Below are 24,138 nucleotides of genomic sequence, written 5' to 3'. Positions count from 1 at the left end.
ATCCGCCGGTGGGTACTCACCGTCCGTGGGAGAAATCTTGACTGACTCCAGATCGGGCGGAAGACTGCATGACGTGGCAGTCGAATCCGACCTCCACCAGCTGTTGCGCGGGGCCGCGCTCCGGGTCACCCGGCCACGGGTGGCCGTACTGCACGCTGTCCACGCGCATCCGCACGCCGACACCGACACGATCATCCGTGCCGCCCGCGAGGATCTGCCGGACGTCTCCCATCAGGCGGTGTACGACGTCCTGCGCGCACTGACCGACGCCGGGCTGCTGCGGCGCATCCAGCCGGCCGGGTCGGTCGCGCGCTACGAGGCACGGGTGGGCGACAACCACCACCACGTGGTGTGCCGGTCGTGCGGTGTCATCGAAGACGTCGACTGCGCGGTCGGGGAGGCGCCCTGCCTGCACCCGTCGGACCGCCACGGCTTCGCCGTCGACGAGGCCGAAGTCGTCTACTGGGGCCTGTGCCCCGCCTGTTCCGCCACCACCCCTGACCCAGCAACCGCACGGAAAGGCTGAGCATGTCCGACACGTCCGGTGTTACCCACCACGGCAGCGAGAGCGAGAACCCGGCCATCGACTCCCCGACTCCGAAGGTGAGCCGGCCGAGGACGAACCGGGACTGGTGGCCGAACCAGCTGGACCTGACGATCCTGCACCCGCACGCGGCGAAGTCGAACCCGATGGAGGAGGACTTCGACTACGCCGGGGAGTTCAAGAAGCTCGACGTGGAGGCGCTGAAGCGCGACCTCGTCGAGGTGATGCGGACGTCCCAGGACTGGTGGCCGGCCGACTTCGGCCACTACGGCCCGCTGTTCATCCGGATGAGCTGGCACGCGGCCGGCACGTACCGGATCGAGGACGGCCGCGGCGGCGCGGGTGACGGCGCGCAGCGGTTCGCGCCGCTGAACAGCTGGCCGGACAACGCGAACCTCGACAAGGCCCGGCGGCTGCTGTGGCCGGTGAAGCAGAAGTACGGCCGCAAGATCTCCTGGGCCGACCTGCTGGTGCTGGCCGGCAACGTCGCGCTGGAGGACATGGGCTTCCGGACGTTCGGCTTCGGCTTCGGCCGCGAGGACGTCTGGGAACCCGAGGAGATCTACTGGGGTCCCGAGGACACCTGGCTCGGCGACGAGCGCTACAGCGGCGACCGCGAGCTCTCCGGTCCGCTGGGCGCCGTACAGATGGGCCTCATCTACGTGAACCCGGAAGGCCCGAACGGCAACCCGGACCCGCTGGCGGCGGCGCGGGACATCCGCGAGACGTTCCGCCGGATGGCCATGAACGACGAGGAGACGGTCGCACTGATCGCGGGCGGTCACTCGTTCGGCAAGACCCACGGCGCCGGTCCGGCCGAGCACGTCGGGGTGGAGCCCGAGGGCGCGCCGCTGGAGGCGCAGGGCCTGGGGTGGAAGAGCACCCACGGCACCGGCAAGGGCCCGGACACCATCACGAGTGGTCTCGAGGTGACCTGGACGAGTACGCCGACCCAGTGGAGCAACGGCTTCTTCCAGAACCTGTTCGGCCACGAGTGGGAGCTGACCAAGAGCCCGGCCGGCGCGCACCAGTGGGTCGCGAAGGACGCCGAGGCGACCGTGCCGGACGCGCACGACTCGGCGAAGAAGCACCGGCCGACCATGCTCACCACCGACCTCGCGCTGCGATTCGACCCGGAGTACGAGAAGATCTCGCGCCGCTTCCTCGAGCACCCGGAGGACTTCGCGCTGGCCTTCGCCAAGGCCTGGTACAAGCTGCTGCACCGCGACATGGGCCCGGTCTCCCGGTACCTCGGCCCTTGGGTCCCCGAGCCGCAGCTGTGGCAGGACCCGGTTCCGGCCGTCGACCACGAGCTGATCGGCGAGGCGGACATCGCGGCCCTCAAGGACCGGCTGCTCGGGTCGGGGCTGTCCGTTTCCCAGCTGGTCACCACGGCCTGGGCGTCCGCGGCCAGCTTCCGTGGGACCGACAAGCGCGGCGGAGCGAACGGCGCCCGGATCCGGCTCGAGCCGCAGCGGAGCTGGGAGGTCAACGAGCCGGCCGAGCTGGTCACCGTGCTGCAGACCCTCGAGCAGATCCAGCAGGAGTTCAACAGCTCCGGGAAGCGGGTCTCGCTGGCCGACCTGATCGTGCTCGGCGGCTGCGCTGCCATCGAGAAGGCGGCCCGCGACGCCGGACACGACATCACCGTCCCGTTCCGTCCCGGCCGGACGGACGCGTCCCAGGAGCAGACCGACGTCGAGACGTTCGCCGTACTCGAGCCGCGGGCCGACGGCTTCCGCAACTACCTGCGGCCGGGGGAGAAGCTCTCGCCCGAGACGCTGCTGCTGGACCGCGCGTACATGCTCACCCTGACCGCGCCGGAGCTGACCGTCCTGGTCGGCGGCCTGCGGGCTCTGGGCGCGAACGCAGGTGGTACGAAGCACGGCGTCTTCACCGACCGGGTCGGCACGCTGACCAACGACTTCTTCGTCAACCTGCTCTCCGCCGGCGCGGAGTGGAGGGCGTCGGAGTCGGAGGAGAACGTCTTCGAGATCCGGGACGTCGCCACCGGTGAGCTGAAGTGGACGGCGACCGCCGTCGACCTGGTCTTCGGCGCCAACTCGCAACTCCGGTCGCTCGCGGAGGTCTACGCGAGCGCCGACGCCGACGAGAAGTTCGTGAAGGACTTCGTCGCCGCCTGGGTCAAGGTGATGGAGCTCGACAGGTTCGACCTCAGGAGAGCGTAGGCATCCCGTACGCGTGGTCGATGGTCATCGAGAAGACAAGTCGTCTGTCGGTGACCATCGCCCGGCGGTACTCGTCCCAGTCCGGGTGCTCGCCGGATGCCGTCCGGTAGTAGTCGACCAGCTCCTCGACCACCTCGTCGTACGGATCGGCCGCGACCGGACTCAGCTCGGCCTTGCCCTCCAGTACGACGTACGAGCGGCCGCCGGGACCGTTGACGTACAGGCTGGCCCGCGGGTCCCGCCGCAGGTTCTTCGTCTTCGCCCGGCCGTCGGTCAGCGACACCCGGATCCGCTGGCCGTCGAACACGTAGGTGACATTCGACAGTTGCGGCCTGCCGTCGCGCTTGAGGGTGACGAGGACGCCGAGACCGTGGGTGCCGATCCGGTCCGTCGGGGATGCAGTCATGCGGTCAAGGGTAGAAATTGAAGCGCACTTGAGCACAAGCCGTCACGCTACGTGTCTCGCCGGGCGGACCCCCGGTTCGACGCGCGGGGTGGGTTGTGCTTAGACTCACTGGCATCATGCGGCACCAGCTTCTCCTCCTTCGCTGCCGCGGCGAGGCCTGACAAGGCCGGTTCCCTCGCCGCGGAGTTTCGTCGTACGCCGGTCGTCCTTCACGACCCTCGCCCGTAGCGATCGAACGCAGCACCTTCCGAGGAGAACCCCCGTGGCACCGAAGAACCAGCCCAAGCCCGTGCAGCAGCCGTCCGGTATGCCGATCCACCGCTACTCGGCGTTCCCGCCGATCGACCTGCCGGATCGCACCTGGCCCACCAAGTCGGTCGACCGGACCCCCCGGTGGCTGTCCACCGACCTCCGCGACGGCAACCAGGCACTGGTCGAGCCGATGTCGCCGGCCCGCAAGCGCCGGATGTTCGACCTGCTGGTGAAGATGGGCTACAAGGAGATCGAGGTCGGCTTCCCGAGCGCGAGCCAGTACGACTTCGACTTCGTCCGCAGCCTGATCGAAGAGGACGTCATCCCCGACGACGTCACCATCTCGGTGCTGACCCAGGCCCGTGACGAGCTGATCGAGCGGACCGTGCAGTCGCTGCAGGGCTCGCCGAAGGCGACCATCCACCTGTACAACGCGACCGCGCCGCTGTTCCGCCGGGTCGTGTTCAACGTCGACAAGGCCGAGTGCCTGGCGATCGCGGTCCGCGGCACCGAGACGGTGATGAAGTACGCCGACGACATGCTCGGCGACTGCGAGTTCGGCTACCAGTACAGCCCGGAGATCTTCACCGGCACCGAGCTGGAGTTCGCGCTGGAGGTGTGCGAGGCGGTCAGCGACGTCTGGCAGCCGGCCGACGGCCGGGAGATCATCCTGAACCTGCCCGCCACCGTCGAGATGTCGACCCCGAATGTGTACGCCGACCAGATCGAGTGGTTCGGCCGCAACCTGACCCGGCGGGAGCACAGCACGATCAGCCTGCACCCGCACAACGACCGCGGTACGGCGGTGGCCGCGACCGAGCTGGCCCTGATGGCCGGCGCGGACCGGGTCGAGGGCTGCCTGTTCGGTCACGGCGAGCGGACCGGCAACGTCGACCTGGTCACGCTGGGGATGAACCTGTTCAGCCAGGGCATCGACCCGCAGATCGACTTCTCCGACATCGACGAGATCCGCCGCACGGTCGAGTACTGCACCCAGATGCGGGTCCCGGAGCGCCAGCCGTACGCCGGTGACCTGGTCTACACCGCGTTCTCCGGCTCGCACCAGGACGCGATCAAGAAGGGCCTGGAGGCGCTGGACCAGCAGGCCGCGGCTGAGGGCAGGCCGGTCTCGGAGATCGCCTGGGAGGCGCCGTACCTGCCGATCGACCCCAAGGACGTCGGCCGGTCGTACGAGGCCGTCATCCGGGTGAACTCGCAGTCCGGCAAGGGCGGCGTCGCGTACATCATGAAGTCGGAGCACCGCCTCGACCTGCCGCGCCGGCTGCAGATCGAGTTCAGCCGGGTGATCCAGCAGCACACCGACGCCGAGGGCGGCGAGGTCGGCCCGCAGCAGATGTGGGACATCTTCGCGGCCGAGTACCTTGCCCCGGGCAAGTTGTCGCTGCTCACGGTCAACTCGTCGTCCGGCGAGGGCCAGGGCGACCAGCTCCGGGTTCAGGTCTATTCCAACGGTGTGCCGCACGAACTGACCGGCGAGGGCAACGGCCCGGTGTCGGCGTTCGTCGACGCGATCAAGCCGCTCAAGTACGACGTCCGCGTGCTGGACTACCACGAGCACGCGCTCTCGGCCGGCGGTGACGCGCTCGCCGCGGCGTACGTCGAGTGCGAGGTCGGCGACGAGGTGTACTGGGGTGTGGGCCGGGACGCCAACATCCTCACCGCCTCGCTGAAGGCGGTCGTCTCCGCGATCAACCGCGCCACCCGCTGACAGGACTCGCTCACATCGGCCGCCACTCGACGAGTGGCGGCCGATGTCCACGTTCCGGGCCTGTGGATCCGGTAGTTTCGGCACACACAGTGGCACGACCGGTGCGCAGTGCAACGAGTTTGATCACGATTCGATCGACCCGTCGCACGATGACAGAAAGCGTTGACTCGGTGTCTGCGGTTGCGCAGACTGTCCTACCTACGAGCAACTCCTTGCAAGGCAGTGTCTCTTACTAAAGGGTGTCAACCGGGGGCCGTTGTCGGTAGTCACGTGGAGGTGAGCAGTGGGCGGTGCGGTCGACACACCGGCTGGGAAGCTGATGGAGGGTCCAGCCGAGGAACCCAAACCATCACCCGCCCGGCGGTTCCTCAATGCCTGGCTGGTCCGAAGACTGGCCAAGGCGATCCTGACGGTCTTCATTGTGACCACCGGGACGTTCTTCCTGGTCCGGCTGCTGCCGGGCAACCCGGTCGACACCTACATCCAGACGCAGATCGCGCAGACCGGTGTCTCCTACGCCGACGCCGCCGCGCAGGCCCAGAGCCTGTTCTCGCTGAACCCGGACGAGCCGCTGATCCAGCAGTACTTCACGTACATGGTGAATCTGCTCCAGGGTGACTTCGGCAACTCGCTGCTGTCGCCGGGCACCACGGTCGCCGACGTGATCAAGACCTATCTGCCGTGGACGCTGTTCTCCGTCGGTATCGCCACGATCCTCGCCTTCACCATCGGCATCGTGGCCGGCATGATCATGGCCTACCGGCGGGAAAGCTGGATCGACCACGTGCTGAGCTCGGTCGGGTCGCTGCTGCACGCGATCCCGAACTACATCCTGGCGATCCTGATCGTGGTCTTCCTCGGCGTGAAGCTGCAGGTCTTCAACCTGACCCAGATCCGCGGTTCCTACACACCGGGTGTGGAGCCGGCGTTCAGTCTGAGCTTCCTCAACGACATCCTGTACCACGCGACGCTGCCGATCCTCGCCTACACGCTGACCACGGTCGGGTCCTGGGCACTGGTGATGAAGTCCTCGACCGTGGAGACCCTGGGCGAGGACTACGTGACCGTCGCCCGGGCCCGCGGTCTCACCGACACGCGCATCCGGACCGGGTACGTCGGGCGCAACGCCGTACTGCCGTTGTTCAGCCAGCTCGCCGTGTCGCTCGGCTTCGTCGTCGGCGGGTCGATCTTCGTGGAGCGGATCTTCGGCTACCAGGGCATCGGCTTCAGCCTCTACAACGCGGTCTCCGGCCGCGACTATCCCGTCCTGCAAGGGATCTTCCTGGTCGTCACCATCTCGGTGGTGGTGGCCAACCTGCTGGCCGATGTCCTCTACAGCCGCCTGGATCCGCGGATCCGGGTCGGCAGCAAGGCGAAGGGGTGACGAGATGGCCGACATCGTGACCACCGGCGCCGACGTCGGCGCGATCGGGACGACGAGCGTCTCCAGGTTCTCCGGCATCATCCGGTCGCTGCGGCGCAGCCCGGCGGGCTTCATCGGGTTCCTGATCGTGCTGATGCTGGTGCTGATCACCGCGATCGGGCCGTTCTTCACTCCCGCGGTGGCGCCCGACGTGAAGTCGATCATGCTGCCGTTCGGGTCGCCCGGGCATCTGCTCGGCACCGACAACGAGGGCAAGGACGTCCTGATCCAGATGATCGACGGCGGCCGGACCGTCATCTTCATCGGGTTCTTCGCGGCGGCGATCTCGACGATCCTCGCGATCGTGCTCGGCTCGCTGGCCGCCTACATCGGCGGCTGGGTCGACTCGGCCGTGGTGACCGCGGCCGACGTCGTCCTCACCGTCCCGCAGATCGTCCTGCTCGCGGTGCTCGGCGCGATGTTCCGGCTCGACTCGCCGATCCTGCTCGCCCTGCTGGTCGGCGGCCTGTCCTGGCCGGTGCTGACCCGGGCGGTGCGGTCCCAGGTGCTGTCGCTGAAGGAACGCGAGTTCGTCGAGGCGGCCCGGCTGCTCGACCTCGGCACGGTCCGGGTGGTGTTCGTCGAGATCCTGCCGAACATGGCCAGCTTCATCCTGATGAACTTCATGATCGGCGTGACCAACGCGATCTACCAGCTGGTCGGCCTCTACCTGCTGGGCCTGGCCCCGTTGACCGGGTCGAACTGGGGCATCATGCTCAACCGCGCCTGGATCGCCGGCGCGATCTTCAACGACGCGAGCCTGCCGTTCATCCTGAGTCCTGTCGTCGCGATCGTTCTCCTGCTGCTCGGATTGGTGATGATGACGAGATCGCTCGAGGAAATCCTCAACCCACGCCTTCGGGACCGGTGAGCATGGTGACTGCGACGTCCGGCGCCGCCCGCGCCGTCCGCGGCGGGGCCGGCAAGCCCCTGCTGTCCGTCCGCGACTTCAAGGTCGAGTACCGGACCGGGACCGGTGCCACGGTCGAGGCGGTCCGGGGCATCGACCTCGATCTTTACCCCGGCGAGAGTCTCGCGCTGGTGGGGGAGAGCGGCTGTGGCAAGACGACCTTCGGTCTCGGGCTCTTGCGGTTGCTGCCGCGGCTCGGCCACGCCAGCGGCACGGTGACCTTCAACCGTGGGGACGGGACGGAGATCGACGTCCTCGGGCTGGACGGCCGGGACCTGCGCCAGTTCCGCTGGCGGGACGCGGCGATGGTGTTCCAGGGCGCGATGAACGCCTTCAACCCGGTGCTGAAGATCCGCGGCCACATGGTGGACACGATGCGTGCGCACACCAAGGCCGGCCGGAAAGAGATCGACGACCGCGCGGGTGAACTGCTCCGGCTGGTCCGGCTGGAGCCGTCCCGGGTGCTCGACAGCTACCCGCACGAACTGTCCGGCGGGATGCGGCAGCGGGTGCTGATCGCGATGAGCCTGCTGCTCGAGCCGGAGGTCCTGATCCTCGACGAGCCGACCACGGCCCTCGACATCCTGACCCAGCGGTCGGTGGTCGACGTACTGCACGAGGTGCGGGAACGGCTCGGCTTCGCGATGATCTTCATCTCCCACGACCTGTCGCTGGCTGCCGAACTCGCCGACCGGGTCGCCACCATGTACGCCGGCCGGATCGTCGAGACCGGCGGTGTCCGGGACCTGTTCTACCGGCCGCGGCACCCGTACACGCTGGGCCTGATCAAGGCTGTGCCGCCGATCGTCGGCGATCTGCCGGACCTCGAGTCGATCCCCGGCGGTCCGCCGAGCCTGGCCGCGCTGCCGCCGGGCTGCAAGTTCAACCCGCGATGCCGGTTCGCCACCGAGGAGTGTACGGACGACGATCCGCCACTCCTCCCGATCACGGACGAACCAGGTGACGGCCACGTGGCCGCCTGCATCCACTGGAAGGACGTACGCCTCGACCGCCAGGTACGCGGCGAAGACGTGGGGACGGCCTCATGACTCTGCTCATTGCCGCGCTGCCGCGCGGCGGGTCATGGGGTGTGACTCCCGGCCTTCCCTCGTCGCTCCGGTCGCTTCGCTCCCTACGCTCCTCAGTCCAGGCCGGGGGCCCCAGGACCGGGCTCCCTCCGCTCCTCAGTCCAGGCCGGGAGGCCCCATGACCGCAACTGAATCGGCTCCGGCTGTGACGGCTGAGGGGCGCAAGCCGCTGATGACCCTGGCGAGCGTCAGCCAGGTGTTCGACACCAAGGCAGGAGCGATCCGCGCCGTCGACCGTGTCGACCTGTCGATCAATCCCGGTGAGGTGCTCTGTCTGGTCGGCGAGAGCGGATCCGGCAAGACCACGGCCGCGCGGATGGCGGCCGGCCTGGCCCAGCCCAGCGACGGCCAGGTGCTCTTCGACGGCACGGACATCTGGTCGATGAACCGGCGCGACTTCCGGACCTTCCGGCGCGGCGTGCAGTACGTCCACCAGGACCCGTACGCCTCCCTGAACCCGACCCGCACCATCCTGCAGACGCTCACCGCGCCGCTGCTCAAGCACGGCGTGGTCAAGGGCGGGAAGGCCGCCGCCGAACGAGCGGCCGAGCTGCTGACCAAGGTCGACCTGACGCCGCCCGGCAACTTCCTGCCGAAGTACCCGCACCAGTTGTCCGGCGGCCAGCGGCAGCGGGTGGCGGTCGCCCGGGCGCTGACGCTCGACCCGAAGATCATCATCGCGGACGAGTCGACCTCGATGCTCGACGTGTCGATCCGGATCAGTGTGCTGGCGATGCTCGGCCGGCTGCGCGACGAACTCGGCGTCGGTTTCCTGTTCATCACGCACGACCTCGCGATCGCGAAGTACTTCGGCTGGCACGGCAAGACCGCGGTGATGTACCTGGGCCGGATCGTCGAGTTCGGGCCGACACCGGCGATCATCAACGCGCCGACCCATCCCTACACCCGGGCGCTGATCGACGCGATCCCCGAACCCGATCCGGACCTGACCAAGACCAAGGGCACCGGATCGCTGCGGAGCCTGGAGATCCCGAGTCTGGCGCACCTGCCACCCGGGTGCTCCTTCCATCCGCGCTGCCCGCTGTTCGAGGACGGCCTCTGCGACGGTGCGGTACCTCCCTTGTACGACATCCGTCCCGGTCAGTCGGCCGCGTGTCACGTGGTGGCCCGCGACGGCGCCGAGGTGCTCGGACCGGATGAACGTGCCGGCTGATGCCACCCGAGATGGGCCGGCTGGCTCTCGGCTGGGCGGCGTTCCTGGTGCTGGCCAGCGTGGTCCTGCTGGTCACGCTGACGCCGGGTACGCCGGAGTTCGTCGTCACCCTGTTCACCTTGTGTTTGGGCCTGCTGCTGGGCCTCACCGTCGTCGCCGTGGTCGTCCTGGCCCGACGCCGCGCGAAACGCGAGGACCGCTAGTCAGTTCGACCCTCAGAAACCCCTGACCGCGCGGGGCGTGCGATCAGAATCAGGAAAGGACATGCAATGAGTCCCAACGGCAACAACGAGTCCGGCGCAAGTCCCGAGACCAACGAGGTCTCCCGCCGGCAGGTTCTCCAGCTGTTCGGCCTGGCAGGGGTCGGCGTCGCCGGCGCCGGATCGTTGGTGGCGTGTTCGCCGAGCCAGCCGACCAACGAGGGCGGCGACGCCGCCGGCAACAAGGAGTTCCACGGCGCGTACCCCTACCAGCTGCCGCCCAAGGGGCACTTCAACCTGGCCGCCGGTGTCACCGACGGTATCCAGCAGCAGAGCCCGTACCTCGACCTGATCTACCCGAGCGGCGGCATGTACTACTGGGCGGACAAGAAGTGGGAGTACATGATGGCCGAGTCCAGTTCGCTGGACGAGGCTGCCAGTACCTACACGATGAAGCTCCGGTCCGGCCTGACCTGGAGTGACGGCTCGCCGGTGACCGCGAAGGACGTCGTGTCGACGTTCAACCTGCACTGGCTGATGCGCCAGCAGTCGTGGACGTTCCTGTCCGACGTCAAGGCGCAGGACGACACCACGGTCCTGTTCACGATCGGCACGCCGTCCACGGTGCTCGAGCGCTACATCCTCCGGGCGCCGATCCTGCCGAGCTCGGTGTACGGCGAGTGGGCCACGAAGGCCGAGGCGCTGCGGAAGGCGAACACCAGCCTGGACAGCCCGCAGGGCAAGCAGCTGAACGGCGACTTCCAGAAGTTCCGCCCGGAGAACCCGGTCGTCTCGGGTCCGTTCAACTACGACCCGAAGAGCATGACCAACTCCCAGATGACGCTGGTCAAGAACGACAAGGGCCTGTTCGCCGACAAGATCGGCTTCACCAAGGTCGTCCTGTACAACGGCGAGACCTCGGACATCACGCCGACCGTGATGAACAAGGACGTCGACTACGCCACCCACGGCTTCGCGGTGGCCAGCGAGAAGACCTTCCAGTCCAACGGCTTCCGGATCCTCCGCCCGCCGGTGTACTCGGGACCGTCGCTGGTGTTCAACTACACCACCCATCCGGAGCTGGCCGACGTCCGGGTGCGGCAGGCGATCGCCTACATCCTCGACCGCAACGAGAACGGCACCGTCGCGCTCGGCGACTCGGGCAAGGCCTGCAAGTTCATGGCCGGCTTCTCCGACATCCTGGTACCGGACTGGATCTCCGACGCGGACCAGAAGAAGCTGAACGCCTACGAGAAGGACGCCGACAAGGCGACCCAGCTGCTGCAGCAGGCCGGCTGGAAGAAGTCCGGCGACAAGTGGACGCTGCCGTCCGGCAAGCCGGCGGCGTACGACATCAAGTTCCCGACCGAGTTCGCCGACTGGAACCCGGCCGCCACCAACGCGGCCGACCAGCTGAACAAGTTCGGGTTCAACATCACCAAGCGGGGCATCACCTTCACCCAGCTCAACCCCGATGTCCTGGCCGGCAAGTTCGACATCGCGATCCAGGGCTGGGGTGCCTCGAACCACCCGCACCCGTACTTCGCGTTCGTCCAGGACCTGTACACGTTCAACTACGTGATCGCGGCGAACTCGGGCGGCAAGGGCATGAACTTCCCGCTCAAGCAGACCACGTCCGCCGGTCCGATCGACCTCAAGTCGGTGGTGGACAAGTCCGCCCAGGGCCTGAACGTCGACGAGCAGAAGAAGAACATCACCGCCGCGGCGCTGGCGTTCAACGAGCTGCTGCCGATCATCCCGCTGTGGGAGCGCTACGGTAACAACCCGGCGCTGGAGGGGACGCGGGTCGCCAAGTTCCCGGCCGACGACGACCCGATCCTGAGGAACGCGCCGTACGCCGACAACTTCGTGATCATGGGCATGTACCAGGGCAAGGTCGCGCCGGCCTGAGCCGATCGCGGACGGAGGTCCGTATCCGGACGGGCCTCCGTCCGCCCGTCGGCCGGCCGGAATTCGGTGGTGGGTGAACCGCGGACCTGGTTGGCTCGGCGGGGTGATCAGTGTTCGGGAGATCGATCCGGCCGATCTGGCCCTGTTCGACGAGTGGTACGACGCCCTGCGGGCCGGTGTGGTCGCCGGCCGCGAGGCCGCGCTCGTGGTCGGCCGGGAGACCCTCGGCTACTCACTGCGCAACCCCGGCCGGTTGAAGCGGCGGCTCGCGGTCGGGGCCTTCGAGGACGACCGGGTGGTCGGCGCGATGCTGTTCGAGTACCGGCTGACCGGCGAAGCTCGGGTTCACCGTGGAGCATGTCGAGGACCATCTCGTCGTACCGCTGCCGTACGACGAAGTGCTGCTCGACGAACTGCGGCGGTCGGCCGGCGTGCTGGACGGGTATCGGCTGACGTCGTGGGCCGGTGTGTGCCCGCCGGAACACCAGCAGGCGTACGCCGATCTGCACACGGCCATGGATCGGGACGTGCCGACGGGCGGGATGACCCGCGAAATCGTGCCGTGGACGGTGGAGAAGCTGCAGGCGAGTGAGCAGCGGATCGACCGGAACTACCTTGCGCTCGTCACCATGGCGCACACGTTGTCGGGGGAGCCGGCGGGATACACGCTGATGTACCTGCCTCGTGCCGACGACTCGCACGCCCAGCAGGACGACACCTTGGTACTGCGGGAGCACCGCGGACACAACCTGGGCACCCACCTGAAGCTGGCCAACCTGGACCAGTTGGCGAAGCACCGGACGAACCAGCGCCACCTGCACACGTGGACCGCCAAGTCGAACGGCCCGATGCAGAAGGTCAACGCCCGCTTCGGTTTCCACCCGGTCGAGGAGCATCGCGAGCTCGAGTTATCGTTGCCGAGGGCAACGCAACCGGGTAGGACGGCGTCGTCAACGACTACTTCCTGGTCCGCACCGACCCCTTGACCGTCGGCGCCACCCTCGCCGAAGCCGAACTCCGCGCCGAAAACGTCCACGGCCACCGCTGGTGGACCCTCGACGAACTCCTCAGCTCCGACGCCCGCTTCGCCCCCGGGCCCTCCCCACCCTGATCCGATCCCTCCTCCACGCCGGCCCACCCACCACCCCAACCCCCCTCGGCCTGTGAACCCCCGTAGACCACGACGGCGTGTCTGACGAGGTCAGAGACGCCGGACCCAGGTCAGGTGGCCTTCGTCCATGTGGGCGTGGCCGTCGGCGGAGTCGGCGACGTTCGGGTCGTGGGTGGCGATGACGACGGCCACGCCACGGTCGGCCTGGGTTCGCAGCAGGTCGAGGACGCGTTCGCGGTTGGTGCTGTCGAGCTCACTCGTCGACTCGTCGGCCAGGATCACCTTGCCCTGCTGGGCGATCCCACGGGCGACCGCGACCCGCTGCTGCTCACCACCGGACAGTTCCTCGACGAGATGCTCACCGCTCTCGAGCAGACCGACCGCGGTCAGCGCCTCCTCGATCACCCGGTCGACCTCGTCGGAGGGCTTGCGATCCGCCAGGAGCGGCATCGACAGGTTCTCCCGCGCGGTCAGCACCCGTGCCAGCCCGTTCCCCTGAGGAATCAGTACGACGCCGTGCGCCGCCGCCGACGGCCGGTCCGTGATCACCAGACCGTCCACCTCGACCTGCCCGGACTTCACCGGCACCGCGCCGGCGATTGCCCACAGCAACGAACTCTTCCCCGCGCCGGACGGTCCGCTGACCGCGAGCACGAACCCGGGCGGCACCTCGAACGACACGTCCGCCACCGCGACCAGATCGCCGTACGCGACCGTCACACCGCTGACCCTGATCACCGCGGTCCCTCCTGTTCCACCGGCGTCAGGCGGATCTCGCCGTCCTCCGTCGTCACCTGGACCAGCGTGCCGGCCGGCAGCAGCTCAGCCACATGCGGCGGCAGCGGCAACGACCCGTCGGTCGCGACCACGGCGTACTCTTCACCGGACCGGCCCTCCGACGCGATCCGACCGTCCCGGATCGTGATGGTCCGCGGCAACGTCGCCGCGACCTCCGGGTCGTGCGTGATCAGCAGCACCGTCATCCCGGTCTCCGCGTTGATCGTCCGGATCGCCGCCAGCACCTCGTCGCGAGCCTGATGGTCCAGCTGGCTGGTCGGCTCGTCCGCGAGCAGCAGCCCGGGGAAGGTCGCGATCCCCACCGCGACCGCACACAGCTGGATCTGACCGGGTGTCAGAGACGTCAACGGCGTACTGGCGTGGTTCCGGAGTCCAACCAACTCGAGTACGTCGTCCGGCTTCGGCAGCTCGCGGTCACGCGGTGCGGCGCGTTGGGCGTAGCGGATGTTGTCGGACGGCGTCAGGTAGGGGATCAGGTTGCGTCCCGCGCCCTGCAGGACGATGCCGACGTCACCGGCGCGCATCCGGTCCAGCTCGGCCTCGGTCATCGTCGCGATGTTGTGCTCACCGATCTGCAACCGGCCGGCGCTCGGCGTCAGCAGGCCGCCGCACAGCTGCAGCAGTGTCGACTTGCCGGCGCCGGAAGGGCCGAGAAGCCCCACGAGTTCACCAGGCCGCACGGTGATACCGATGCCGGACAGCGCGGCGACGTCATGGCCGTGTGCACGGTAGATGTGCACCAGTCCCGTCGTACTGATCGCCAAGCCGCTCATGTCAGCTCCTCACGGATCCGGCTGTAGCCGGCGCGTCTGTTGACCCCACTGCCGAGCAGCAATGTCGCAGCAGCCAGCACAGCCGTTCCAGCCAGCCACAGCACCAGTACGACGGTCCAGCTCGTGTCGAGCTCCAGTGGGATCGGTCCACCCGGATCTGCGAACAGTGGGATCAGGGGCAACGCCACCTGCGCGCCGACCACCCCACACACCGTCCCCAGCAGTACGGCGAGTGCCACCGGGCCAGTCTGCTCCCACCTCGCAGCACGCCCAGTGGTGGTGGCAGGTACGCCGGTGATCCGCAGACTCGCGTAATCCTGCGCCCGCGACCGCCACGACGTCACCACAGTCAGCAGCAGTACGACGATCGCCAGCGCCCAGCCCACGATCCCGACCACGGGAGTCAGCTGCAACGCCAGTGCACTCGCGGACCGCCCGTACGACGCGATCCGGTCGACCCTCCGGTCGACGAGCTCGGCCGCGAAACCGGCCTTGCTCAGCTGGGCCATGATCGTGTCGACGTTCGCCAGGCCGTCCGCGTTCAGCCAGATCTCGTAGTTTGTCGCGGACTCGTCGACGGTGCCGGCCAGCCGCCGTACCGTCTCCAGATCGACCACCGCGGTGCGGTCCGGGTAGCGGTTCACCGGGCCGAGCAGCTGGTTGAGCTTGGCTAGCGGCATCGGCGTCCCGTCGATCGCGGGGCTCGTCGTCGCCTCGTCGTACGGGAACTCCGGGGTGACGAGAGCCGGAACGACCGTGGGCACCGTCGCGTACTGCAGGAGCTGGTCGTTGCCGAGGCTCCGGACTGCGATCGTCAGCACACCGCCCGGCTTGGCCGCGATCGAGCCCTGGTCCGAACCGGCCTGGCGGACCGGCTGCCAGTCGGCCGCCGTACCGATTGCCATCGACGGACGGTCGGGGCTGGAGATCTTGCTGATCACCACGTCGCCCTCGACACCGGCCTGGTCGAGCGGCTCCCGGCCGATGCCGAGCTGCAGCAGCTGACAGCCGCCGAGGCAGTCCACCGGGGCCTTCAGCTCGAACGACTTGCCGGGGGACAGCGGCATCGGCGGGAAGCTGACCAGGAACCGGCCGCCGTTGCGGAGGCTGACGACGTTCGCCCGCAGGATGACCGACTTCGGCGGCGCTGTCGCGGGGACCTCGCCGTTCGTGCTCTCCGCCGAGACCTGCTGCATCCGGCCGGTCGAGGCGGTCACGGTCAGCTGCGAGCTGCGGAACTCGATCGGCTTCAGGCCCGTCGGCGCTTTCAGCGATTGCCAGCCCTCGGCGTTGGTCAGCAGGTCGCCGCGGTACGCGATCCGGCGGAAGCTGTCCGGCTCGATCATCATCGACTTCAGCGCGTCCGGCGACAGCGGTCTCGAGATCACCACCGGCGTCAGCCAACGCCGGTCCGGGTCGATCTGGTCGACCGCCTGGGTGAACTCACTGAGGTACAAGGCGTTCATTCGCAGTACCGCCTCGGCGCCCGTCTCGTAGCCGGCTCGGTTCTCGCGGTTGTGCTCGCCTGCCGAGGCGGCCTGCCCGGCGAACGTAACCAGGGCGGCAGCAACGGCCACAGCAGCCACGATGCGGGTCACGGCCGGCCGGCGGGAGACCTGCAGTGCTCCGAGTGCGAGACCGAGTTGCCCACGCCGGGCAGCCTGACGGCTGATCAGTCCCGCAGTGGGCAGCAGGAGGTGTGCGAACGTCAATCCGGCGGCCAGTGCGAGCAGAACCGGTGTGAGAACGGGCAGTGGACCGCGGCCGGCGCCAGTCAGCGTTGCGATGAGTCCAGCCACTGCGAACACGATGATGCACAGGTCCACCACGCCCAGAGTCCGGCGCCGACGCGGCACGACCCGCCGCAGCAGGCTGGAGATCGGCTGCCGTACGACGCCTCGGACCTGCAGCTGTACGACGATCAGCGCAACGACCACCGCGACGACCAATGCAGCCGGTACTGTCCACGGCAGCTCGATCGGAGAGCCGTTGCGCAGCCAGGTCGCTCGGACGATCAGGAGGAGTCCGAACCCTGCCAGCCCGCCGGCAAGCGTTCCTGTCAGCACCGGCAGGCCCAGCTCGAGCGACAACGATCGTGCGGTACGGCGTGCGCTCGACCCACGCAGACGAGCCAGAGCGATCTCCGGTCGCCGCTGGTCGACCACAGCGGCCAGTGCCAGCGCCAGGACGACCGCTCCGAACAGCGCGACCTGCACCATCACCAACGGGATGATCGTGGTCGCCTGGTCGCGCTCCCGCTGGACGCGCTCGACGACGGAGGCGAGGCCGGAGGTGTTCTCGGCGAACAGTCCCCGTTCCGCGGCGTTCCCGTTGACGGTGGTCGTCGCCTGGTGCAGCCGGTCGAGGTCCGTGATCCGCGCGACTCCGGGAATCGGGCGGGTGTCGGCGGTCAGCCGCGGAGCCCAGTCGCTCTGCGCGAACGTCGTACGGTCGGTGAAGAGGTAGTCCGACGAGCCCGGGTCCTTCGCACCCGGGATCCGCGAGTGGCCGGTCGGGTACTGGCCGAACCAGTAGTCGGCGCGCGGCTCCTTCGGCCGGTAGAGACCGACGATCGTGAGCTTGCCGCCGCCATCGCCGACGTTGTCTGACGGCACCGCGGTGAGGGTGGTGCCGAGCGAGAACTCCCACGTCTCCATGTCCGCGGTCGACGCCGCCACCTCGTTGGGGCCCTGCGGGCAGCGGCCCTCGACCAGCACGAGCTGCGCGCAGTAGTCGTCTCGCCAGGTCAGCCGTCCGCGCGGCGCGGTGGAGTCGGCACCGCCGGTCCGGCGCCAGCCGACGTTCGAGTACATGCCGTGCACCGGCGGGGTGAACAGCGGCTTGACGTCGGCCGGGATCAGCTGGTCGAGCGCCTCCGGGCTGTCGGCCTGCCCAGGGCCGCGGGAACGGACCGGGGCGCGCGACTCGAGCTGCCAGGCCGCCGTCAGCTTCTGGCCGGACAGCGCCTCGGTCATCACGGTCTGCTCGACGGCGCGGGCGAACCACGGCGCGAACACCGCGCAGGTCCCGATCAGCAGGCTGACCCCCGCCAGCACCAGCGCCTGTGACCAGCGGTACCGCAGGGCCTTTCGTAAGAACATCCAACCCCCTCTGCCCCGGTAGAAGATACGGAACGCGACGGGGCATGAGGTCTACAACGTTGACTTGATACGGAAATGTTGTCTGGCTACGCATTGCGATCACTGACCGTGACCGATGGAGGGTCTTGCTCGCAGCAACGAGTGACGACGGTAGGTTCGGAGGTATGCGTGAATCGAAGCTCGGTGACCTGCACGTCTCCTGCCTCGGCCTCGGCTGCATGGGGATGTCCCAGTCCTACGGTGTGACGACGGACGAGGCCGAGTCCATCGCCACCCTGCACGCCGCCATCGACGCCGGCTGCACCTTCATCGACACCGCCGACGTGTACGGCGACGGCGACAACGAGGAACTTGTCGGCCGCGCCCTGGCCGGCCGCCGCGACCAGGTGGTCCTGGCGACCAAGTTCGGTTTCAAGAAGCCGGCGGGCAGCACCGCGCCGCCGAGCACGGTCGACGGCAGCCCGGAGTACGCCCGGCAGGCGATCGACGCCTCGCTGCGCCGCCTCGGCGTGGACCACGTCGACCTGTGGTATCTGCACCGGCGCGACCCGAACGTGCCGATCGAGGAAACCGTCGGCGCCATGGGCGAGATGGTCCAGGCCGGCAAGGTGCGGTACCTGGGCCTGTCCGAGGTCAACGGCGACACGGTCCGGGCCGCCCACGCAGTCCACCCGATCAGCGCCGTCCAGAGCGAGTGGTCGCTGTGGACTCGCGACCCTGAGACCGTCGTACTGCCGACCCTGCGGGAGCTCGGCATCGGGTTCGTCCCGTTCAGCCCGCTCGGCCGTGGCTTCCTGACCGGTCAGCTCAAGTCGCCGGACGACTTCGCCCCGGACGACATGCGGCGCGGCCTGCCGCGGTTCAGCGGGGAGAACTTCCAGCGCAACCTCGACCTGGTGGAGAAGGTGAAGGAGCTGGCGGCGGCGAAGGGTGTCACCCCCGGCCAGCTCGCGCTCGCCTGGCTGCTGGCCCAGGGCGACGACGTGGCGCCGATCCCCGGCACCAAGCGGCGCAAGTACCTGGCCGAGAACCTCGGCGCCGTGGACGTCTCGCTGACCGCCGAGGACCTGGCCGCGCTGGACGAGGCGTTCCCGCCGGACGCGGTGTCCGGCCAGCGGTACACCCAGAGTGGAATGGACCTGGTGGGCAAGTGATCGCCGTCACCGGCTCCACCGGTCGGCTCGGTTCCCGGATCGCCCGCCTGCTGGCGAATTCCGGCGTACCACAACGGCTGATCGTGCGGGATCCGGCGCGGGCTCCTCAGCTGCCGGGCGCCGAGGTGGCGCAGGCGGCGTACGGCGAACCGGAGTTCGCCGCCGTGCTCGAGCGGGCCGAGACCTTGATGTTGCTGAGTGCAACGGAATCCGCGGATCGGGTTGCGTTGCACAAGGCAACAGTCGACGCCGCGGTGGCGGCCGGTGTCCGGCGGATCGTCTACACGTCGTTCCTCGGTGCGGCGCCGGACGCGACGTTCACGTTCGCCCGTGACCACTGGCACACCGAGGAGCACATCCGGTCCCTGGGCGTCGATTTCACCTTCCTGCGAGACAACATCTACCTCGACTTCGTCGCCGAGCTCGTCGGTCAGGACGACGTGATCCGCGGACCGGCCGGCGACGGCCGGGTCTCGGCGGTGGCCCGGGACGACGTGGCGGCGGTGGCGGCCCGGGTTCTGGTGGACCCGGGCCACTCCGGAGCGACGTACGACCTGACCGGTCCGGTCGCCTTCACCCTGGCCGAGGCGGCCGCCGTACTCTCCGCCGCCTGGGGCCGGCCCATCCGCTACGAGCCGGAGACCCTCGACGAGGCCTACCGCTCCCGCGAGTCGTACGGCGCCCCGTCCTGGCAGGTCGCCGGCTGGGTGACGTCGTACGCCGCCATCGCCAGCGGCGAACTGAGCACGGTCTCGCCGGCCGTCGAGAGCATCACCGGCCGCCGCCCGACCAGCTTCGAGGAGTATGTCGCCCGCGGATGAGAAACTGGTGGGGTGCCGCTCTACCGGGATGAGGCGATCGTGCTGCGCACCCAGAAACTGGGTGAGGCGGACCGCATCGCCACGCTGCTGACCCGCGGCCACGGCAAGATCCGCGCCGTCGCGAAGGGCGTCCGCCGTACATCGTCCCGCTTCGGCGCCCGGCTCGAGCCGTTCAGCCACGTCGACCTGCAACTCGCCACCGGCCGCTCCCTCGACGTCGTCACCCAGGCCGTCTCGATCGCGGCGTACGGCGAGGGCATCGTCAACGACTACGCCCGCTACACCACCGGCACGGTCCTGCTCGAGACCGCCGACCGCCTCGTCGTCGAGGAGAAGGAACCCGCCACCCAGCAGCACCTCCTGCTGGCCGGCGCCCTCCGCGTCCTGTCCACCGGCGAACGCGAACCCGGCCTCGTCCTCGACTCCTTCCTCCTCCGCTCGCTGGCCATCTCCGGCTACGCCCCGTCGTTCGCCGACTGCGCCCGCTGCGGCGAACCCGGCCCGCACCGAGCCTTCAACCCCGCCGCCGGCGGCATGGTCTGCACCACCTGCCGCCCCCCGGCCTCAGCCATGCCCGCCCCCACCACCGTCACCCACCTGGCAGCCCTCCTCACCGGCGACTGGCCCACCGCCCTCCAAGCCGACCCCAGAACCCGCCGAGAAGCCACCGGCCTCATAGCCGCCTTCTTCACATACCACCAAGACCACCAACTCCGCTCCCTCCCCCACCTGGACCTAACCCCCGCCGACGGCACCGGTAGGCCGTCAGGCTTCACGGTCTAGGCCTCGGTCCTCCTCGTGCTTTCGCGACGGCGTGAGGGGATCGAGCGGAGCGGTGGGTGGCTGAGCGGCGCCCGTGGGTGGCGCCACGTCATCAAGCGCGACTGAACGTGCCGACGTCGACCTGTGTCCGCCTACCGGCTCGGAGTGTGTTCCGGGGTGCCGCAGCGCCACGACCGAGTTGAGGTTCTGCGCGAACGATCTGAGATCGTGCCGGGATGCCAGCTTGTCGATGAGTGCGGACATCGAGTTCGGCTCGCGGCGGGTGCGGGAAATCATCTCCCGCATCGCGGCGATCACCCGCTGCGGGTTGTCCTCCAGAAGGTGATTGAGGAACCTGGACGTTCTCTCGACGCGGATAGCGTGCGGACCGCTGGTCGGGGCGGTGAAATCCTTCACGTTCTCGGTCACCAGAATGGCCGACCGCGAGTGCACAGCCGCGGCCAGCACGTGTTTGTCCTTCTCGTCGGCGTGCATCTCGGCCTCGAGGTATTCGTACCCGGTGACCATGGCCTGCGGGAAGGCGAGGTTCATTTGGGTCAGCCGACGCTCGATCGCTTCCTCCGGCAAGCGGGAGGGCCGATTCCGGCGTACCTCGTCGAGCACCTCGGCAGACCAGCGTGGGTGGAAGGCACCGAAGTCTGCCAGCGTCAGCAGGACGTCAGTCTGCAGGTGCCCACGGAGGACATTCGCGTCCAGGAATGCCCGTCGGACCGGCTCTGGCATCAGCTGGGCCCGCTTGGTTCCGGCCGGTCGTTGTCGTCGTCGTAGTCCGACTCGCTCAGCATGGCGTCGAGAGCCTCCCGGCGCTGCTGTCGCAGACGGCGGTCGAAGCGGAGTACGTCGGCCAGTCGCACCCAGTCGACGTACTCCGTGGACCGGAACGGGATTGCGCCCTCGGCCACGTACGCGCGGAGGTCGTCGCTTCCCATCCCGATCGCGGCCGCAGCCTCGTCGATGGGCAACTCGTGGCGGAGCGCGGTGACCTGCACGGCGTAGCCCTGACGCATCGCTTCTTCGACGAAGCGCAGGGCCTCGAACACTTTCGGCGGCACGTCGTGCCTGGTCCCATCCGGCCCAATCATCGCCGGACCCTCTGCTACCAGTTGTCTGTCATCTTCCGACAGCAGAAAGATCTCGGACCGGCTCGGTAGTATCTCCATGGCTCCGACCCTATGAGACGTCGCTCAGCACGCCGCTTTGGCCGGGGAGGCGGGTTCAGCGTCTCCCGGATCGACCAGCACCGGAACCGCTTCGCCGATGCGCAGCTGAGTGGCCGCCTGCTGGGTCATCGAGAGCTGACCGGTATCGCCCAGCGTGCTCTGCCAGGTGATCTCCCACTGCGCGGTCGCCGTCACCGGATACACACACTTCGCCAGTTCCCGAGACGACTTCTTGTACCCATGCCCACAGTCGGGCGAGTCCTTGATGCCGACGGTCTTGTCGTACGGCGTCCCCGCGCCCTCGCACCGCACCGTACTTCCGTCTCCCATCGACCAGTTCACAGCCTTGACGTGCGCTGTAGCGGTCACCGACAACCCGGGCACACTCGCACTGCGCTCGATCGGCCCCCACGTGTTCTCAGTCTTCTCCACCCACAACCAAACCGGCATATTCACCAACCCCACCTGCCCAACCCCCGGCGCCGTCCGAACCAACGGCGGCGCCAACCGCATCATCGCGACAGCCCGGTAAGCCAAGGTCACAGGATCAACCACCACGGTGTCGGGCTCCCCGGGCAACCAGACCCACCTGGTCACCAAATGCTCGCCCTCGTCATATCCCTGTTGCCGAACACATGCCCAGATACTCCCGTCCGTGTGCCCCTTCCAGCGCGGGTCAGTGAATGGAGGCTGCGGGTCTTCTCGCCGGAGGTAGCACTGCTGACCGTTCGACCAGTTGCCGAGCTCGGCATCTGTGCATGCCTGCGGGGCGCCCGCGAACTGGCACGTCGGCTTCACCTTCTTCGCTGATTGAGCCGGGGATCCCTTCTCGCCCTCGTCGCCTTCTTCGCCTGTGTACGACTTCAGGATCCAAGTGCACACTGGCTCCGTTTTGAGGCACACCAGCGTGTAGTCAGGACCTGGCCTGGGCGGGATGACCGGCCCCGCCACTGCCAGACCGACCAGACTCACCCAGGCGGCTATCGCCACGAAGAGAGCAGTAGCCACTGATCGCCCGAGCCTCAGCATGCTCCGATTGCCTTCTCTTCGATGACGAACCACATCTTCGTGGAGGTTCCGGTCCGCGCGGCGTACACAACCTTTGCAGTAAACGCGTTTCGCCGGCCGGTGCCGGGGCCAACCGGAACGATCTTGTCGTCTTTCTGGAAGTGGAGTTTCGTCGCCGACGAGTCGATACACGACTTCAACATGACCTCAGGTTGCGCTACACCGAGATTGACCGCCTGGGCATCCAGCGAGCGGATCTGGACAGATCCCGACCGGTACCACCCGTTCTGACGAAGTGAACGAACGTCATCGATCGCCGCGATGATCCAACTGCCGCCTAATCCTGCCGCTTCGAGCGGAGCGCGGCTTGACTTCGTCGGATCGTTCAGGGCCTTGTCTATAGCTGCTCTCGCTGCTACATATCGCGCCTTGGCAGCGGTGACCGCGGCTTGCTCTTCGGCGTTCCACGCCGGTGTCGAGGACGCCGTCTGTGGCGGCGTCTCAATGGACGACGTGGGGGTGGTGTTGGGGTGGCCGGCTTCGGGGGAGGGGTGGCAGGCGGGGAGCGCCAGGAGGGCGCAGAGGGCTGCGGCGGCTGGTCCGAGGGCCGGTCGGCGGGTCATGCAGGGGCTCCGTTCTGAGTGCGGTTGGTGTAAGGGTGTCATACGGAGGGTGTTCAAAAACGGGGTTATCCACAGGTTGCAGGTATGTGCAGGGGTGGGCGGGTCGCCCAGTCGGGAGGTGGGGGAGACTGCGGGTATGTCGCCTATTGGTCGTCGTCGGGGTCGGGGGTCGGTGCAGCCGAGTGGGGAGAAGGTGGTGGTGCCGCCGGATCCTCATCCGTCGGGGGCGCGGCCGCCGAGGATTCAGGCGGAGCTGATTCCGCGCCACGTGGCGATCGTGATGGACGGGAACGGGCGGTGGGCCAAGCAGCGGGGCCTGCCGCGGACCGAGGGTCACAAGGCGGGGGAGGCGTCGCTGCTCGACGTGATCAAGGGCGGCATCGAGATCGGCGTCAAGTACATCTCGGCGTACGCGTTCTCGACCGAGAACTGGGCCCGGTCCCCCGAAGAGGTGCGATTCCTGATGGGGTTCAACCGGGAGGTGATCCACCGGCGCCGCGACGAGTTGGACGCGATGGGTGTGCGGGTGGTGTGGTCCGGGCGGCGGCCGCGGTTGTGGAAGAGCGTGATCGACGAACTCGAGTACGCGCAGGAGCGCACCAGGCACAACGACACCATCACCCTGCAGTTCTGCGTGAACTACGGTGGTCGCGCCGAGCTCGCGGACGCGATGCGGTCGATCGCCCAGGAAGTTGCCGCCGGCAAGCTCAAGCCGGACCGGATCACCGAGCAGACGATCGCCCGGCACCTGTACGCGCCGGACATCCCGCCGGTGGACCTGTTCGTGCGCTCGTCGGGCGAGCAGCGTACGTCGAACTTCCTGGTCTGGCAGCTGGCGTACGCCGAGATGGTCTTCCTCGACACGCTCTGGCCCGACTTCGACCGCCGCGACCTGTGGCGCGCGATCGAGATCTACGCCCAGCGCGACCGTCGCTACGGCGGCGCCGTCCCCAACGAGGTCGCCCAGTAGCCCGGTCCGG

At 68.3% G+C, this 24,138-nt stretch carries 22 protein-coding genes; 14 read left to right on the top strand and 8 right to left on the bottom strand.

Annotated elements, in window-relative coordinates; genetic code table 11:
* The first annotated feature begins 73 nt into the window (after nucleotides 1-73).
* Together ACYVOK_RS21385 and katG are read left to right on the top strand one after the other, a co-directional pair.
* The gene (locus ACYVOK_RS21385) at nucleotides 74-526 is read left to right on the top strand and encodes a Fur family transcriptional regulator (RefSeq protein ID WP_460664251.1); all 453 of its coding nucleotides are present in this window, start codon (nucleotides 74-76) and stop codon (nucleotides 524-526) included.
* Between the two features lie 2 nt (nucleotides 527-528).
* Nucleotides 529-2,733 carry a catalase/peroxidase HPI gene (gene katG, locus ACYVOK_RS21380; protein WP_460664250.1) on the top strand — a complete coding sequence of 735 codons (2,205 nt, stop codon included), beginning with the start codon at nucleotides 529-531 and terminating at the stop codon, nucleotides 2,731-2,733.
* On the opposite strand, the gene ACYVOK_RS21375 is transcribed toward katG, so the two are convergent.
* Nucleotides 2,720-3,139 (bottom strand): PPOX class F420-dependent oxidoreductase, encoded by a 420-nt coding sequence (locus ACYVOK_RS21375; protein WP_460664249.1) that lies wholly within the window; start codon nucleotides 3,137-3,139, stop codon nucleotides 2,720-2,722. The genes katG and ACYVOK_RS21375 overlap by 14 nt on opposite strands.
* A 307-nt stretch (nucleotides 3,140-3,446) precedes the next feature.
* Between ACYVOK_RS21375 and leuA the strand changes: the two genes are divergently transcribed.
* The 8 genes from leuA (at nucleotide 3,447) to ACYVOK_RS21335 (ending at nucleotide 12,812) form a co-directional block, all read left to right on the top strand.
* Entirely contained in the window at nucleotides 3,447-5,120 is a 1,674-nt protein-coding gene (leuA, locus tag ACYVOK_RS21370) for a 2-isopropylmalate synthase (RefSeq protein ID WP_460664519.1), read from the top strand.
* A 319-nt stretch (nucleotides 5,121-5,439) separates the two neighbouring features.
* Nucleotides 5,440-6,504, top strand: coding sequence for an ABC transporter permease (locus tag ACYVOK_RS21365; RefSeq protein ID WP_460664248.1), 1,065 nt, complete (start codon nucleotides 5,440-5,442; stop codon nucleotides 6,502-6,504).
* A 4-nt stretch (nucleotides 6,505-6,508) separates the two neighbouring features.
* Complete coding sequence (locus tag ACYVOK_RS21360; RefSeq protein ID WP_460664247.1) at nucleotides 6,509-7,414, top strand: ABC transporter permease; 906 nt, start codon at nucleotides 6,509-6,511, stop codon at nucleotides 7,412-7,414.
* A gap of 2 nt (nucleotides 7,415-7,416) precedes the next feature.
* On the top strand, nucleotides 7,417-8,502 hold the full coding sequence (locus ACYVOK_RS21355) for an ABC transporter ATP-binding protein (RefSeq protein ID WP_460664246.1): 1,086 nt from the start codon (nucleotides 7,417-7,419) through the stop codon (nucleotides 8,500-8,502).
* A 157-nt stretch (nucleotides 8,503-8,659) separates the two neighbouring features.
* Nucleotides 8,660-9,715 (top strand): ABC transporter ATP-binding protein, encoded by a 1,056-nt coding sequence (locus ACYVOK_RS21350; RefSeq protein WP_460664245.1) that lies wholly within the window; start codon nucleotides 8,660-8,662, stop codon nucleotides 9,713-9,715.
* Entirely contained in the window at nucleotides 9,715-9,918 is a 204-nt protein-coding gene (locus ACYVOK_RS21345) for a hypothetical protein (RefSeq protein ID WP_460664244.1), read from the top strand. The genes ACYVOK_RS21350 and ACYVOK_RS21345 overlap by 1 nt, the downstream gene beginning before the upstream one ends.
* A 66-nt stretch (nucleotides 9,919-9,984) precedes the next feature.
* Nucleotides 9,985-11,826 carry an ABC transporter substrate-binding protein gene (locus ACYVOK_RS21340; RefSeq protein WP_460664243.1) on the top strand — a complete coding sequence of 614 codons (1,842 nt, stop codon included), beginning with the start codon at nucleotides 9,985-9,987 and terminating at the stop codon, nucleotides 11,824-11,826.
* A 350-nt stretch (nucleotides 11,827-12,176) separates the two neighbouring features.
* Complete coding sequence (locus tag ACYVOK_RS21335; RefSeq protein ID WP_460664242.1) at nucleotides 12,177-12,812, top strand: GNAT family N-acetyltransferase; 636 nt, start codon at nucleotides 12,177-12,179, stop codon at nucleotides 12,810-12,812.
* Nucleotides 12,813-13,027: 215 nt separating this feature from the next.
* Here ACYVOK_RS21335 and ACYVOK_RS21330 read toward each other — a convergent pair whose 3' ends face one another.
* From ACYVOK_RS21330 to ACYVOK_RS21320, 3 genes are read right to left on the bottom strand one after another with little or no spacing between them, the layout of a single operon-like run.
* Nucleotides 13,028-13,675, bottom strand: coding sequence for an ATP-binding cassette domain-containing protein (locus tag ACYVOK_RS21330; protein WP_460664241.1), 648 nt, complete (start codon nucleotides 13,673-13,675; stop codon nucleotides 13,028-13,030).
* On the bottom strand, nucleotides 13,672-14,508 hold the full coding sequence (locus tag ACYVOK_RS21325; protein WP_460664240.1) for an ABC transporter ATP-binding protein: 837 nt from the start codon (nucleotides 14,506-14,508) through the stop codon (nucleotides 13,672-13,674). The genes ACYVOK_RS21330 and ACYVOK_RS21325 overlap by 4 nt, the downstream gene beginning before the upstream one ends.
* Nucleotides 14,505-17,609 (bottom strand): FtsX-like permease family protein, encoded by a 3,105-nt coding sequence (locus ACYVOK_RS21320; protein WP_460664239.1) that lies wholly within the window; start codon nucleotides 17,607-17,609, stop codon nucleotides 14,505-14,507. The genes ACYVOK_RS21325 and ACYVOK_RS21320 overlap by 4 nt, the downstream gene beginning before the upstream one ends.
* 164 nt (nucleotides 17,610-17,773) lie before the next feature.
* On the opposite strand from ACYVOK_RS21320, the gene ACYVOK_RS21315 reads away from it, so the two are divergent.
* From ACYVOK_RS21315 to recO, 3 genes are read left to right on the top strand one after another with little or no spacing between them, the layout of a single operon-like run.
* A complete protein-coding gene (locus tag ACYVOK_RS21315; RefSeq protein WP_460664238.1) occupies nucleotides 17,774-18,763 on the top strand; it encodes an aldo/keto reductase in 990 nt (329 codons plus the stop codon).
* A complete protein-coding gene (locus tag ACYVOK_RS21310; protein WP_460664237.1) occupies nucleotides 18,760-19,584 on the top strand; it encodes an SDR family oxidoreductase in 825 nt (274 codons plus the stop codon). Before ACYVOK_RS21315 ends, ACYVOK_RS21310 begins: the two co-directional genes overlap by 4 nt.
* Before the next feature lie 12 nt (nucleotides 19,585-19,596).
* On the top strand, nucleotides 19,597-20,367 hold the full coding sequence (recO, locus tag ACYVOK_RS21305) for a DNA repair protein RecO (RefSeq protein WP_460664236.1): 771 nt from the start codon (nucleotides 19,597-19,599) through the stop codon (nucleotides 20,365-20,367).
* On the opposite strand, the gene ACYVOK_RS21300 is transcribed toward recO, so the two are convergent.
* From ACYVOK_RS21300 to ACYVOK_RS21285, 4 genes are all read right to left on the bottom strand, one after another.
* Nucleotides 20,350-21,090 (bottom strand): PIN domain-containing protein, encoded by a 741-nt coding sequence (locus ACYVOK_RS21300; RefSeq protein WP_460664235.1) that lies wholly within the window; start codon nucleotides 21,088-21,090, stop codon nucleotides 20,350-20,352. The genes recO and ACYVOK_RS21300 overlap by 18 nt on opposite strands.
* Nucleotides 21,090-21,449 carry a hypothetical protein gene (locus tag ACYVOK_RS21295; protein ID WP_460664234.1) on the bottom strand — a complete coding sequence of 120 codons (360 nt, stop codon included), beginning with the start codon at nucleotides 21,447-21,449 and terminating at the stop codon, nucleotides 21,090-21,092. The genes ACYVOK_RS21300 and ACYVOK_RS21295 overlap by 1 nt, the downstream gene beginning before the upstream one ends.
* Before the next feature lie 102 nt (nucleotides 21,450-21,551).
* The gene (locus tag ACYVOK_RS21290; RefSeq protein WP_460664233.1) at nucleotides 21,552-21,959 is read right to left on the bottom strand and encodes a hypothetical protein; all 408 of its coding nucleotides are present in this window, start codon (nucleotides 21,957-21,959) and stop codon (nucleotides 21,552-21,554) included.
* A gap of 590 nt (nucleotides 21,960-22,549) precedes the next feature.
* Complete coding sequence (locus ACYVOK_RS21285; RefSeq protein ID WP_460664232.1) at nucleotides 22,550-23,158, bottom strand: hypothetical protein; 609 nt, start codon at nucleotides 23,156-23,158, stop codon at nucleotides 22,550-22,552.
* Nucleotides 23,159-23,294: 136 nt separating this feature from the next.
* Between ACYVOK_RS21285 and ACYVOK_RS21280 the strand changes: the two genes are divergently transcribed.
* Nucleotides 23,295-24,128 (top strand): isoprenyl transferase, encoded by an 834-nt coding sequence (locus ACYVOK_RS21280; RefSeq protein WP_460664231.1) that lies wholly within the window; start codon nucleotides 23,295-23,297, stop codon nucleotides 24,126-24,128.
* Nucleotides 24,129-24,138 lie beyond the last annotated feature (10 nt).

Source organism: Kribbella swartbergensis, assembly GCF_054784135.1.
Note: the sequence above shows the minus strand (reverse complement) of the source record. Positions and strands in the feature narration are given on the sequence as shown.